15 protein-coding genes are annotated in these 14070 nt (G+C 48.0%); 11 read left to right on the plus strand and 4 right to left on the minus strand.

Translation table 11 applies throughout. From position 1 onward, the window contains the following. Nucleotides 1-4 precede the first annotated feature (4 nt). The 7 genes from JYE49_RS04275 to dnaX all read left to right on the plus strand — a co-directional run bounded on the left by JYE49_RS04275 (nucleotide 5) and on the right by dnaX (nucleotide 6486). Nucleotides 5-922, plus strand: coding sequence for a transketolase family protein (locus JYE49_RS04275; protein ID WP_093956224.1), 918 nt, complete (start codon nucleotides 5-7; stop codon nucleotides 920-922). Nucleotides 923-1007: 85 nt separating this feature from the next. After that, complete coding sequence (locus tag JYE49_RS04280; protein ID WP_093956225.1) at nucleotides 1008-1877, plus strand: diacylglycerol/lipid kinase family protein; 870 nt, start codon at nucleotides 1008-1010, stop codon at nucleotides 1875-1877. A gap of 52 nt (nucleotides 1878-1929) precedes the next feature. Beyond that, nucleotides 1930-2472: a hypothetical protein gene (locus tag JYE49_RS04285; protein WP_093956226.1), complete on the plus strand. Its 543-nt coding sequence runs from the start codon at nucleotides 1930-1932 to the stop codon at nucleotides 2470-2472. Continuing rightward, nucleotides 2453-3100, plus strand: coding sequence for a hypothetical protein (locus JYE49_RS04290; RefSeq protein WP_093956227.1), 648 nt, complete (start codon nucleotides 2453-2455; stop codon nucleotides 3098-3100). Before JYE49_RS04285 ends, JYE49_RS04290 begins: the two co-directional genes overlap by 20 nt. Next, nucleotides 3087-4493 carry a cysteine--tRNA ligase gene (gene cysS, locus JYE49_RS04295; RefSeq protein ID WP_093956228.1) on the plus strand — a complete coding sequence of 469 codons (1407 nt, stop codon included), beginning with the start codon at nucleotides 3087-3089 and terminating at the stop codon, nucleotides 4491-4493. The genes JYE49_RS04290 and cysS overlap by 14 nt, the downstream gene beginning before the upstream one ends. 13 nt (nucleotides 4494-4506) lie before the next feature. Then, nucleotides 4507-4848 carry a ComEA family DNA-binding protein gene (locus tag JYE49_RS04300; RefSeq protein ID WP_179217211.1) on the plus strand — a complete coding sequence of 114 codons (342 nt, stop codon included), beginning with the start codon at nucleotides 4507-4509 and terminating at the stop codon, nucleotides 4846-4848. Nucleotides 4849-4860: 12 nt separating this feature from the next. Then, nucleotides 4861-6486 carry a DNA polymerase III subunit gamma/tau gene (gene dnaX, locus JYE49_RS04305; protein WP_093956230.1) on the plus strand — a complete coding sequence of 542 codons (1626 nt, stop codon included), beginning with the start codon at nucleotides 4861-4863 and terminating at the stop codon, nucleotides 6484-6486. Nucleotides 6487-6536: 50 nt separating this feature from the next. Here dnaX and yajC read toward each other — a convergent pair whose 3' ends face one another. From yajC to JYE49_RS04325, 4 genes are all read right to left on the minus strand, one after another. After that, nucleotides 6537-6926 (minus strand): preprotein translocase subunit YajC, encoded by a 390-nt coding sequence (gene yajC, locus JYE49_RS04310; RefSeq protein ID WP_093956231.1) that lies wholly within the window; start codon nucleotides 6924-6926, stop codon nucleotides 6537-6539. A gap of 108 nt (nucleotides 6927-7034) precedes the next feature. Continuing rightward, the gene (locus tag JYE49_RS04315) at nucleotides 7035-7391 is read right to left on the minus strand and encodes a DUF1667 domain-containing protein (protein ID WP_093956232.1); all 357 of its coding nucleotides are present in this window, start codon (nucleotides 7389-7391) and stop codon (nucleotides 7035-7037) included. A gap of 5 nt (nucleotides 7392-7396) precedes the next feature. Further along, the gene (locus JYE49_RS04320) at nucleotides 7397-8656 is read right to left on the minus strand and encodes an NAD(P)/FAD-dependent oxidoreductase (protein WP_093956233.1); all 1260 of its coding nucleotides are present in this window, start codon (nucleotides 8654-8656) and stop codon (nucleotides 7397-7399) included. Further along, a complete protein-coding gene (locus JYE49_RS04325; protein ID WP_093956234.1) occupies nucleotides 8637-10118 on the minus strand; it encodes an NAD(P)/FAD-dependent oxidoreductase in 1482 nt (493 codons plus the stop codon). Before JYE49_RS04325 ends, JYE49_RS04320 begins: the two co-directional genes overlap by 20 nt. A gap of 163 nt (nucleotides 10119-10281) precedes the next feature. Between JYE49_RS04325 and JYE49_RS04330 the strand changes: the two genes are divergently transcribed. Genes JYE49_RS04330 through JYE49_RS04345 form a run of 4 tightly spaced genes read left to right on the plus strand, consistent with a single transcriptional unit; the run spans nucleotide 10282 to nucleotide 14069 of the window. After that, a complete protein-coding gene (locus JYE49_RS04330; protein WP_093956235.1) occupies nucleotides 10282-11208 on the plus strand; it encodes a 1-phosphofructokinase family hexose kinase in 927 nt (308 codons plus the stop codon). Nucleotides 11209-11213: 5 nt separating this feature from the next. Then, entirely contained in the window at nucleotides 11214-11681 is a 468-nt protein-coding gene (locus JYE49_RS04335; RefSeq protein WP_093956236.1) for a GNAT family N-acetyltransferase, read from the plus strand. After that, nucleotides 11678-12457: an alpha/beta fold hydrolase gene (locus JYE49_RS04340; RefSeq protein ID WP_093956237.1), complete on the plus strand. Its 780-nt coding sequence runs from the start codon at nucleotides 11678-11680 to the stop codon at nucleotides 12455-12457. The genes JYE49_RS04335 and JYE49_RS04340 overlap by 4 nt, the downstream gene beginning before the upstream one ends. Before the next feature lie 4 nt (nucleotides 12458-12461). Next, nucleotides 12462-14069, plus strand: a complete 1608-nt coding sequence (locus JYE49_RS04345) for a Mur ligase family protein (protein WP_093956238.1) — start codon at nucleotides 12462-12464, stop codon at nucleotides 14067-14069. Nucleotide 14070 lies beyond the last annotated feature (1 nt).

The raw sequence follows: 14070 nt of genomic DNA on the forward strand, positions 1-14070 counted from the left end.
AGAAATGGAAAAGAAAGCAGTTCGTGTTGCATATGGTGAGGCCCTTGTCAAACTGGGCGAAGAAAATGAGAAAGTCGTTGTGCTTGATGCTGACCTGGCCGGCGCAACAATGACAAACGGATTCAAGAAAGCATATCCCAACCGGTTTTATGACTGTGGTATTGCAGAAGCAAACATGGTTGACGTTGCTGCCGGTATGAGTACGATGGGACTTATCCCTTTCTGCTCCACATTCGCGGTTTTTGCAGGCCGCAATTATGACCAGATCCGGAATGGCGTCTGTTACCCCAAATTCAATGTCAAGTTTGGTTTCAGCCATGCAGGCATTACGCTGGGTGAAGACGGCGGCAGCCATCAGGCTATCGAGGACATTGCGCTTATGAGAGTCCTGCCTGGTATGACTGTGTTTGTTCCTTCCGATGCCAACGAGTGTTACCAGTGTGTTGAAGCGGCAGCGAAAATTGAAGGCCCTGTATACATCCGTACAGCCAGACTCGCTACTCCTGTTTATGATCCCAGACCGTTTACCGTAGGAAAGGGAAACGTCATTCGTGACGGAAGCGACTGTGCGATATTCACATGCGGTATTATGCTGGAGCACGCAATTGAAGCTGCTGATATACTTGCGGGCCAGGGTGTGAATGCGGCGCTCGTATCTTTCCATACGATAAAGCCTTTTGATGAGGAGCTTGCTCTTCGTTATACAGCGAAATGCAGAAAAGTGTTTACTGTCGAAGAGCATTCCATCATCGGCGGACTTGGAGACACAGTAGCTTCCGCTATTATCGGAAACGGTGTTGAGAAGTTCATGAAGATTGGTATCAACGATGTGTTCGGCCAAAGCGGAAAACCGGCCGACCTCCTGAAAGAATATGAGCTGACCGGTCCCCAGATTGCAGAAAAAATCCTGAAGAATCTGTAATGCAATTCCCCCCTTTCCTGCGGCCTGAATGACATGCGGAAAGGGGGGTTCTGCAAAGATATGATTTTTTATTGGGTGATGAGTCATGTTATTTGCTTTTATCGTAAACCCTGCGGCAGGAAACGGGTATTCTCTTGAAATCATGCAGAAGCTTGAGGAAATCCTGAAAGCCAAAGATACGGAATACCGCATATACAGAACTGAACGGCCCGGCCATGGTACAGAGCTCGCTGTTAAACTTGCGGCTGATGAAGAGGTTACAGCCGTTGTATCTGTCGGAGGAGACGGAACTGCGGGGGAGGTTGCCGCAGGTCTTACAGGAACAGGGAAACCCATGGGCATTATTCCAGCCGGCACCGGAAATGATTTTATCAAATCTGCGGGTATTCCCAATGAGCCTGACAAGGCACTGGAATTGCTGCTGACAGGAATTGCAAAGCCCACTGATACAGGCACAGTAAACGACCGCTTTTTCCTGAATGTCTGCGGTACGGGATTTGATGTTACAGTCCTGGATTATGCGGAGGATGAAAAGAAAAAGCACAGGGGGCTCACACCTTATTTCCTTGGACTGATCAAAGCAATCTTTCATTATCAAAGCATTCATCTGAAGATAACCGCTGACGGAAAAGAACAGGAAGGAGAGTATCTTATCTGTTCTGTGGCGAACGGCCGTTTCATCGGCGGTGGTATCCCCATATGTCCGAAAGCTGATATTGAAGACGGAAAGCTTGATCTTGTTATGATCCGCAGCGTTCACAGGTGGCAGATTCCGTTTTACCTGCCGGGTCTGATGCTTTCCAAAGATCTGAAATTCAGAATAACGAAGCATTTCAGAGCTTCCGATATCCTGATAGAGGGAAACAGTCTGCGAATCAATGTGGATGGAGATATCAGTCCGATGAACAGCGTCGAATTCAGAATCAATCCTGGTTCTTTGATGCTTATTCGGTAAAAGCCTGCTGCAGGATCCAGACGAAATATGCAGGCTAAAGGAGGACAATGCATTGGCAGTCAGAAATGATATTCGGGACAAGGCTAAAAATCTGTGGATCAAAGGAATGAAAGCGATCGGCAATACTGCTGCCAGTATCGCAAACAATACACGCTACAAAGTAGATGAAGTTACAATCCAGAACCGCAGAAGGGAAGTGCTTGGTGACCTGGCCAATAAAGCCTATGCTTTATGGCTGAAGGGAGAAACATTCCCTGAACCAATGACCAGGATGCTGCAGGAACTGAAACAGCTTGATGAACAGCTCAACGATATCAGGGCAGAAAAATATGCAGCCTCCCTTACCGGATCGGCCGCTGCCCCGGCTGAACAGGACAATGAAAGCAGCGATGACGGCACAGAGGAAGATGAGGACGATGAATTGCCTGTATCCGAAGATAATTCGCTGGTAAGCGCTGAAATAAACGGTTTGTTTGACAATACTGTTTCAGTGGGGAAAATGGCCGAGAAAGTGAATTCCACACTGAATCAGATGAGTGAAAGAATACACAGTTTTCCTCAGGACAGTAAAGACGATGATCAAAGGCAGGAATGAAGCGGGAATGAAACTACGCGTATTGAACCTTGTTCTTTTTGCTATACTCCTGATCTGCTGTACAAACGCTGTATGTGAACATACAGAACAGATACAGATCACTGCCGACAATGAAGAATGGTCATGGGATCCCGGTGCATACAATCAGTTTTCAGGCCGGATCGACCTTGCGGAGTTTTGCGGAAAAGAATTAACGATCAGAATCTCCACCGATCTTTCATACGGCGGAGATCCGGAAGAAGATCACAATCCGTTATTCACAGTTGTTAACGGGCATCGTGTTACAATGCTGAAACAAAAAAGCTCGGCTGTTTTCACACCCGAAACGGAAAACCCTGCATTTGAATTTTCTGCCAGTATTAAGCTCCCTGAGAAAGGGCATGTGCGCAGTATTAAGCTGGATTTCAGAATTGTTGATGAAAACGGTACAGAACTGATGGATCTTCAGGATATCATCAGTGCCGGAGAAAATGCCGCTGGCAGGGAAAACGGAGCTTTTTATATTCCCTACGATATCGGAACGATCATTTGGATAATTACCGCAGCAGCTGCTTTAGTATGGGCGGTTGTACTGCTCAGAAACTTTATTAAGAAAAGTATAGGAGATAATCATTATGCAGATCTATAACAGCATGACCCGTAAAAAAGAAACTTTTAAGCCGATCCATGATGGAAAAGTGGGTATTTATGCGTGCGGCCCTACTGTGTATAATTATTTCCATATCGGCAATGCCCGGCCTTTCATCACGTTTGACGTGTTGAGAAGGCAGCTGGAGCGGGAAGGCTATGAGGTTACTTTTGTCCAGAATTTCACAGATATCGATGACAAAATGATCAGAAGAGCCAATGAAGAAGGCATTACTGTAAAGGAACTTGCCGACAGATTTATCAATGAGTATTACAAGGATGCCAAAGCGCTGGGAATCCGTCCGGCCACGGTTCACCCCAAAGCAACAGAACATATTCCGGAAATCATCGCGCTGATTACAAAACTGATTGAAAACGGTCATGCTTATGCATCGCCCTCCGGTGATGTTTATTATCGCGTATCCGCTTTTCCCGGTTACGGTAAACTGTCCGGCCAGAATGCGGACGACAGGGAAAACGGCGCAAGTGAAAGACTGAATGTTGATACAGATAAGGAATCGCCTGAAGACTTCGCTTTGTGGAAGGCACAGAAACCCGGAGAACCTGCATGGGACAGCCCCTGGGGAAAGGGCAGACCGGGGTGGCATGTTGAGTGCTCAGCAATGAGCATGAAGTATCTCGGAGAAACTTTTGACATACACTGCGGCGGAAAAGACCTGCTGTTTCCTCACCATGAAAATGAAATTGCCCAGAGCGAAGGAGCCACAGGAAAGAAGTATGTCAATTACTGGATGCATAACGGCTTCATCAATGTGGACAACCAGAAGATGAGCAAAAGCCTGAACAATTTCTTTACCGTCAGGGATATCGCAAAGGAATATGATCTGGAAGCTGTACGTCTCTTTATGCTCAGTGCACATTACCGCAGTCCGATTAATTTCAGCCGGGATCAGATTGATTCTGCAAATGCCAGCCTGAATCGTTTGTATACCGCGCGGAATTCTCTGAAGTTCCAGCTTGAAAACGGAGAAGACAGGCCGCTGAACGACAAGGAGAAAGAATTCATCGAGCGTCTGAAAGGATACGAAAAACGTTTTGATGACGCGATGGATGATGATATGAATACGGCAGATGCACTGGGCGCCATTTTTGAACTGGTTAAGGATGCAAATGTTACGGTGGTTCAGGGCGCTTCAAGGGAAGCTGCTCAGGCCGCGCTGAACAGCCTGGAATCAATCTGCGATGTGCTGGGAATTCTCAGCAAAAAGGAAGAAGAACTCCCGCCCGAAATTGCCGCACTTGTAAATGAACGGGCTGAAGCCAGGAAGAATAAAGACTGGGCAAAGAGTGATGAGCTTCGCAACAGGATCATTCAGGCCGGGTATATTCTGGAGGATACTAAACAGGGACAGAAAGTCAGGAAAGATGTCTGATAAAGCAAAACGTATGACTGGTGTTTTGCTTGTTCTGACAGGAGTCGTACTGAGTCTGGCCCATATTCTGGCACCTGTGCATAATGACGGGATAGTCTACAGGACAGGCTGCGGTTCCGCCTGGCAGCTCAGCGGTATTCCGGTAAAAGAAGCCGGTATAGTCAGAATCAACACCGCCGGAGAGGATGAACTGGAAACACTTCCCGGAATCGGGAAGGTTTATGCTTTGCAGTTGATCGAAGAAAGAAACAAGAACGGTCCGTTTTATTATCCCGAAGATCTGACGGCAGTTCACGGAATCGGAAACGGAACGGTGAAAAAGCTGTATCAGTATATCAATCTGACGGTTGAATAAGGGGAGGAAAAGATGGCATATCGTGCACTGTACCGTGAGTGGAGACCCAAGGATTTCTCCCATGTTGTCGGACAGGCTCCGATCATCGGAACGCTGAGAAATCAGGTCGTCACAAACCGAATTGCACATGCATACCTGTTCTGTGGATCCCGTGGAACAGGGAAAACCTCCACAGCCAAGATTCTGGCAAAAGCGATTAACTGTTTACAGCCTGAAAACGGTGATCCATGCGGAAAGTGTGAGAACTGTCTGCGGGCAGACAATGAAGAGACCCTGGATGTTATTGAAATCGACGCAGCCAGCAATAACGGCGTGGACGAGATGCGGGAACTGAGGGATACGGTAAAGTATCCACCCCAGTACGGTAAATATAAAGTATATATTATCGATGAAGTGCATATGCTGTCCACATCTGCATTCAATGCACTGCTGAAAACATTGGAGGAACCTCCTGCCCATATTGTTTTCATCCTGGCAACAACAGAACCGCAGAAGCTGCCGGAAACCATCCTGAGCAGATGTCAGCGCTTTGACTTTGGACGGATTCCCAGTACGGAAATAGCCGGAAGACTGAAGGAAGCGGCAGAAGGCAGCGGCGCGCAGGTATCTGACGGCGCTCTTATGATGATTGCAAGGGCTGCCGACGGCGGCATGAGGGACGCGCTCAGCATCCTGGACATGTGCCTTGGATACAGTGATCAGGTTGATGAAGAACTCGTCAGAAACATACTTGGAACGAGCGATACATCCTTTTTGTTCGAATTCAGCAAAGCACTTTCTGAACAGGATGCTTCGAAGGTTTATCTCATGATTGACAGGCTCATGCGTGACGGCAAAGATCCGGCCGTTTTCGCAAAAGATGTCTGCAGACATATCAGGGCCCTGCTGATTGCCAAAACCAGTCCTGAAGATGTATCCATGATTATGGATATTTCCGGGGATGAAGCTGCGGAATATGTCCGGCAAAGCGAATCAATGACAGTGTCAAGGCTGATGAAAATTCTGGATCTGTTCATGGCGCTTGAAACGGAAATGAGATATGCTTCTACACCGAGAATGGCTTTGGAAAACGCCAGTATTAAAAGCTGTCTGAGAATCGAAGAAACGGATTCACAGGCCCTGAATGACAGGATTATTGAACTTGAAAAACGTATAGACGGATTGATGCGGAATCCTGCGGCAGCAGCTGCTGCACAAATTCCCGTGGAGGAAACAAAAACCACCAGGATACAGCAGCCCAGGGAAGAAAGAAAGGTGCCTCAGGCTGCCGGGAGAGAAAACAGCGGAAATCATGCTGCGGTATGGAAAGAACTGATGAATACAATCCGCGGAAAAGATATGACTGCCTGGAGCTTTCTTTCCCAGGGCCGTATGATCGGCTGTAAAAACGGAAGGTATCTCTGGCAGGCGGACAGGAAAGAAGCAGAGGTTCAGTTTATTACTGTTCTCAATATGCCGGAAAGGAACAAAACCATCTGTGAATGTCTTCAGCAGATAACCGGACAGGCATGCTCATTTTCTGCTGTGCCTCAGGGCAAATCATCCGAAACGGCTGATAACAGCGGAGATGATGAATATCTTGAGTCGATTTATGAAACTTTCGGAAAAGAACCTGTGAATATAGTGGATGAGATTTAAAAGATCCCGGCTGAAGCTTCAGCCGGGATCTTTGATACTTGTACGAGTGATCAGTTCAGTTCCTGAGCGTCATTCTCAATGGTGACATCTTCAACATTGCGGATTGCCCAGCGTGCCACAACCATGGAGAGATTGTCCTTTCCGACGGAAAGAGTAACTGTATCATCCTTCAGACCGGTAATGGTACCGTAGATACCGCCGATTGTGCAGATGCGGTCGCCGGCTTTCAGGTTGTTCAGCATTTCCTTAACCTGTTTGTCCTTTTTGCGCTGCGGACGAATCAGCATAAACCAGAAGACAACAAAAATCAGGATGAGGGGGAGGAATGTGGTTGCCAGGGCCGCGATGGAACTGACCTGCTGGACTTCTCCTTCAGCGCCGGCAACAGCGGCGGTTTCTTCAGCAAAAGCTGAAGCGATACCGAAAATGTTTTCAATCATGACAGAATAAACTCCTTTCAAGCTCATGTAGCACATATTATAACAGACAAACATACGGCTTACAAGACGTACAGAATGGAATACAACAAAAAACAATGTTTCGTTTACTCAGGGCAGGGTACGCGTCGCAACGATATCGGCTTCGGTATTCAGTACGTGATGGATAATGATCTGACCTGCACGAACCGGGGCATGGATCTGAGTATTTCCCAGTTCATGCATTACTTCCCGAATCAGTTGCTTGGGTACAGGAACCGATGTTTTGACAGACAAAGGCATCCGGCATCCTTCAACGGGAATAACCGCGGTAATAATACGTTTGGGAAGTGTGCATTCCTGACGGGCGTAAACAGCTCCGCGGGGGCAGGTGTTGCCCGTGACGGAAAGAAATTCGCCCGTATCTGAAAGGGAAACGGTCATACGGCATCCAACGGGACAATTAATGCATGTGATAACCTGATCCATGAAATTCAGTTCCTTTCTATGCGCACTGTAAGTATGTTTTCGTCCAGATTGCGTAGATGCTCTGGTTTGAGTGTGATAAGCGCCATTTCACCGGGGGTAAATATCTGGGCCTTTTTTCTGCAGATTTCAATATTTCCGCATTCCACAACAACAGCACAGTTGCGGTATACTCCGGCAGGACGGAACATAAGATCAACAGGTGAATCCACGTTCCTGTGGATTCTCTGCGGAACGGTTCCACGAACACCGTCACCATCCATGACGGAAAAATACGAATCTTCAGAATGTCTGTTCAGTACAAAAGACGCTGCTGAACATCCTGCTTTATAACTTTCTGCGGAAACATGGTCCACAAGATCATGTACGTGCAGCACATTGCCGCAGGCAAAAATACCGGGTACATTTGTTTCAAATGTTTCGTCCACAATTGCTCCTGATGTGGCGGAAGAAAGCGACACGCCGGCGCCCAGGCTTAACTCATTTTCAGGAATAAGACCGCAGGAAAGCAGGAGTGTATCGCAGGCAAAATGTTTCTCTGTTCCAGGAACAGGTTTTCTGTTCTGATCCACTTCGGAGACTGTGATCCCTTCAAGACGGTGAAGCCCCTGTATATCTGTGACGGTATGACTGAGCAGCAACGGAATATTGTAGTCCTGAAGACACTGTACGATATTCCGGTTCAAACCGGAGGAGTAAGGCATTATTTCCACACAGGCCAGCACTTTGGCCCCCTGAAGAGTCATCCGCCTGGCCATGATCAGGCCGATATCACCGGAACCGAGGATAACGACTCTTTTTCCGGGCATAAAGCCTTCAAGATTCACAAAACGCTGTGCTGTACCGGCAGAATAAATACCGGCACAGCGTGTTCCAGGGGTGCAGAGAGCGCCGCGCGGACGTTCACGGCAGCCCATGGCGAGAACCACCGCTTTTGCCTGAATGCGCTGTATTCCGTAAACAGGAGATACACATGTGACAAGGTGGTCACGGGAGACTGAAAGTACCATTGTGGAACATTCGATCGGAATCCCCAGTTCGGCAGCTCTGTCAATATCTTTTTGTGCATATTCAGGTCCGGTCAGTTCTTCTTTAAAGCGATGGAGACCGAAACCGTTGTGGATACACTGACGGAGGATGCCTCCCGGTTCTTTTTCACGATCAATGACCAGGAGGGAAGTGATTCCGGCTTCTCTGGCTGCAATGGCAGCAGCCAGTCCGGCAGGACCGGCTCCGATTACAAGAATATCAATATTCCGATCTGTCATAAGCTGTATCTCCTTTCAGGAAGGATTCAACAGAACCTGCCAGAATGAAACTGTCTCCGCTGCCTTTCTTTACATCGGGTAAAGAGACACCAGTTTCTTCAGCGATGATATCAGCTACGCGGGGCATGCAGAAACCTCCCTGACATCTTCCCATGCCTGCACGGGTGCGACGCTTGACGCCGTCGATTGTGCGGGCGCCGACAGGGCGGCGAATGGCGGCGCGTATCTCGGCTTCGGTGACCGTTTCACAGCGGCAGATGATATTGCCCCAGGCAGGATCTGCTGCTACGGCCTTTTCTCTTTCTTCTGTATTCATATCACGGAAAGGAACGGGCAAAACGCTGCAGGGAACCATATCAGACTTTGCCGAAAGGTTCAGCTGATCAGCGATCATCCCTGCCAGATCCTGAGCAATTGCCGGCGCAGAAGAAAGGCCAGGACTCTCAATCCCGATAGCTTCATAGTATCCCGGACAGGAGTCACAGGGACCGACGATAAAATCATCTGTGGCAAGATGTGCACGTACTCCGCTGAAATTGGTTATATTGGATCGTACTGATATATTCGGCCAGGTAAGAGCTGCTTTACGCAAAACTTCTGACAGACCTTCCGAAGTGGTGGCTGTGTCCATCGGATCGACAATATCTTCTGCCGTCGGCCCGAGAAGGGTGTTTCCGTGAACAGTAGGGCTGACAAGTACTCCTTTTCCCATGGATGACGGGCATTGAAAGATCGTGTGTGTAAAAGGCGGGTGATCCATACGGTCCAGAAGGTAATACTGTCCGCGCCGGTGAATCATATCCAGCTTTGTATCCGAGAGCTGATTATGTATCTGCGCACCGTAAGAACCGGCACAATTGACCAGAACACGGCAAAGGTATTCATCTGAAGAAGTCAGAACACGGAACAGTCCATCCGGCTGAACATGAACTGCTTCGACGTTTTCATTGAAACGAAAAGAGACGCCGTTCAATGCGGCATGATCCGCAATTGCAAAGGCGGTTTCATACGGACTGATGATCGCACTGGATGGAACGTAAAGTGCACATATAACCGCGGGATTGAGCTCCGGTTCCAGGGAAAGAAGCTCGTCATGTTCCAGAATCCTGAGCCCGGAGACTCCGTTTTTTTCACCGCGCAGCCTGAGCTTTTCAATGGTTTCCCGATCCTGATCATTCATGCCGATAACCAGGGCTCCGCACTGTTTGTAAGGAAGACCAAGAGAGGCACACAGGCCGGAATACATGGATGCACCGCGTACGTTATAATATGCTTTCAGGCTTCCGGGCACGGCATCATAACCGGCGTGGACAATGCCGCTGTTTGCTTTGGTTGCGCCTTCGGCAAGATCGCTTTCCTTTTCCAGTACGAGAACGGAAGCATGATAAGCAGCAAGTTCTCTGGCAACACAGCAGCCTGTGATGCCGGCGCCAATAATCAGTATATCTGACATCGTTTTCATGTTGTCGCCTCCTGTAAAATAATATATCAGAAGATGCGAAGGCGTGCAATCCGGAATACCATGCAAATGAAGGGCTTTGCGTTATGCAGGGGCAGATTGATCGGTTGCGTATGAAGCATGGGAATGATATAATAATCTGAATCATGCTTAATGGGGTGAAGCGATGATAACATCAATTTGTCTGAATCCCTGTTTTGACAAAACTGTCAATGTTGAGAGCCTTCAGATCGGTCAGGTGAACAGAATCCGGGATGCCCGTGTTGATCTGGGAGGCAAGGGAATCAACGTAGCCGTTGTTGCCGGTCGGCTTGGCCTCGACGTGCAGTGTATCGGCATTATGGGAGAAAACGGTGCACCTGAACTGACCGCCATGATGGACAGAGAGGGACTGCGGCACCATTTCCTGACAGTGCCTGGACATGTCAGAACCAATATGAAGGTTTACAGCCTTGATGGCCAGGGAGTGACTGAACTGAATGAACCGGGTACACCTCTGACTTCTGAAATGATCCGTAACTTTACGGAGCTGGCGGAACAGGCTACCGCTGAAAGCGATATGATCGTATTGACAGGCAGCCTTCCTCCGGGCTGCCCCGAAGGAACATACAGGGATCTGATGACGGCCCTGAAGGGTAAAAAATGTATTCTTGATACTGAAGGAAAAGAACTGGAACTCGCTGCAAAAGGAGCCCATCCTTTTCTGATCAAGCCTAATCTGCGGGAGATGGAAGCAACGCTTGGGATTGAACTGAGAACTATGAGGGCAATTCGTGACGCGGCACTTCTGTTTATAAAGCTTGGGGTACAGCATTCAGTGGTATCAATGGGTGCTATCGGCGCCATGTATATTTCTGCAGATAAAACACTTTTTGCCCCGGCACTCCGGGTTGAAACAAAATCCACTGTCGGTGCCGGAGACGCAATGATCGGCGGTATGCTTCTCGGATATGAAATAGAGAAAGATATGGCCAAAGCATTCCGGTACGGTATTGCGGCAGGAGCAGCCAGTGTCATGACAGAAGGAACGCAGTTAATTATAAGATCTGATTTTGAAATGCTGCTTGATCAGGTTAAGGTACAGGAAGTGTAAAAAACATGTTATTTCGGCGCAACCGGGTTGAATATTCAGACGGTGTGATCGATCTGATCCCAATCCATATCGGTGTACTGAACAGGGAGCTTGCTCTGGGACACGAACAGATCTGGAAGATTACAATTCATGATCAGAAACAGGAAATCGGACAGATCAGCTATCGTGACGGAGAGGGAAGAAATGTATATTATTTCGGACATATCGGATATCACATTGATCCGCTGTACCGTGGAAAGCATTATGCATACAGAGCATGCAGGCTTCTGGCCAGGGAGATAAGGCTGTCGGGGAAAAGTTCTGTTGTCATTACCTGCGATCCGGATAATGAGGCAAGCCGGAAAACCTGTATAAAACTCGGATGTTTCTTTGAAAGAATAGCGGATGTCCCGGAAGACATATACAGCAGATTTGAGATCAGCCATACCAAATGCCGGTATATCTGGCATGTTGAATCAACGGATGAAAGATGAAAGAGATCATTAAAAACACGGAAATCCATTACAGGCTTGAAGGAAACGGTGAAAACAGAGTCATGCTTCTCCACGGCTGGGGCTGTGATATGAAAATGATGGCTCCTGTTGCAGAGGCACTGATGAAGACGCATCGGGTCCTTCTCGTGGATTTTCCCGGGCATGGTGAAAGCGGCAGGCCTCCGGAACCATGGGGCGTACCGGAATACGCTGCCTGTCTGAAGGAACTATTGAAACGGCTTGGGTTTTTCCCCTGTTCAGTCATAGCGCACAGCTTTGGATGCAGAATCACCGCCTGGCTGGCTGCGGAAGAGCCACAACTCTTTGACCGGATTGTTTTTACAGGTGCTGCGGGCATCAGACCAAAACAGACAGAAGCAGCTCAAAAACGCAACGCGGAATACAAAAAGCTGAAAAAACAATGCGAAAGACTCAGACATATCCCTTTCCTCAGGGCGGCTGCTGATAAATTTGAGAAAAAACTCAGGGAAAAGTACGGAAGCCGTGATTACAACGCGCTGGATGATGAAATGAAAAAAACGTTCGTGAAGGTTATTAATCTTGACCTCACGGACCTTTACGAAAAATTCAACGCAAGCACACTGCTCATCTGGGGCGATTCCGATACGGAAACACCGCTCTGGATGGGAAAAGAAATGGAAAAACGAATTCCGGATGCCGGCCTTGTTGTCTTTGAAGGCGGTACACATTTTGCTTATCTGGAACAGCTGCAGCGATTCAATACAATCGTGTGTCAGTTCCTGAAGGGAGCTTAATCAAATGTTTTTATCTATCCTTCTGTGCATGGGAATTGCTGCCGGATGCCTGCTGGCAGGCAGAATTCTTCTGCATTATTTTCAGCTGGAAAGCTATCAGTTTCCGGGATATTTCCGTACCGTCAGGCGGAATCTTCTCAAGTCGATGCTGCCGGGAATATGCATGATGATTCTCCTGGCTGTTTCAATACAACTGATCTCGCTGAATCTGACCGATAGCAGCAGACAATGGTACCTGTATCTGGCAGAGACCATAATTCTGATTGCTGGCGGATACTTTATCGGAAAAAGCTTCTCAGAGAAAAAGGCTAAGAAAGCATTTGTGATCACACCTCGTGTAAAACGGCTTTATGCAACGTCTTTTATCGTTCTTTCTTTGCTGACCTTCCTTCTGATGCTCTGGGTGAGAAGCAAGGAAACGAGAGTTGCAAGCGCTCTCATTCTTGTTTTTCCCGCACTGCTTCCGGGGCTGATCGCATTATGCGGTCTGCTTGCATGGCCGCTGGAAAAGATTATCAGTGAACTTTATTTCAGGGATGCGCAGAGGATCCTGAAAGAGCGTGATGATCTGCTCAGAATCGGTATCACAGGGAGCTGGGGAAAAACAAGCGTTAAATTCATCCTTGGAACAATCCTCGGTGAAAAATATCAGACACTGGTGACACCCGCCAGCTATAACACTCCGATGGGTGTGACAAAAGTTATACGTTCAAGGCTTGAAGCGGGGCACCGTATTTTTATCGCAGAAATGGGGGCCCGGCATGTAGGCGATATTAAGGAAATGTGCAGGCTGGTCCATCCACAGATCGGCATCCTGACCTCCGTGGGTCCGCAGCATCTGGATACGTTCAGGACACTGGAAAGAATTACAAAAACAAAATACGAACTGATTGATGCACTGCCGGCAGACGGAAAAGCGTTTTTTGCTGATGACGACGGAATATGCAGAAAGCTGTATAATCAGACAGAAAAACGGAAATACATCTCCGGTCTTGACAGTAATAAAGATGACGTGTGGGCTGAAGAAATAGCCTATTCACCGGAAGGCAGCAGTTTTCTGCTCTGTACAGCGGACCGGAAAATTCCGTGCTGTACGCAGCTGCTGGGAGAACTGAATATACGGAATATTCTGCTGTGCGCATCTGTTGCGTTGGACCTCGGATTAACAATGGAGCAGATATCCCGGGGGATCAGGAAAATCAATCCTATTGAACACCGGCTTCAGCTGATCAGGCATCCCGGCGGACTGAATGTCATTGACGATGCCTTCAACAGCAATATACGCGGAGCCAGGCAGGCTTTTGATGTTCTGAAGCAGTTTCCGAAACAGCGGATTGTTGTTACTCCGGGAATGGTTGAACTTGGAGAACGCGAGAATGAAATGAACCGTGAGTTCGGGCAGGCTATGGCTGATTGCTGCGATATTGCAATTCTTGTGGGTAAAAAGCGAAGTGAAGCGATCCGGAACGGACTTCAGGAAAAAGGATTTCCGGAGGCAGCTGTCAGAATTGTCTCAAGTCTGACAGAAGCAACGGAAATATTGAAAGAAATATCCGGAGCAGGGGATACGGTTCTGTTTGAGAATGATCTCCCTGATAATTATACAGAATGAA

Source organism: Aristaeella hokkaidonensis, assembly GCF_018128945.1.
GTDB classification, from domain to species: Bacteria; Bacillota; Clostridia; order Christensenellales; family Aristaeellaceae; genus Aristaeella; species Aristaeella hokkaidonensis.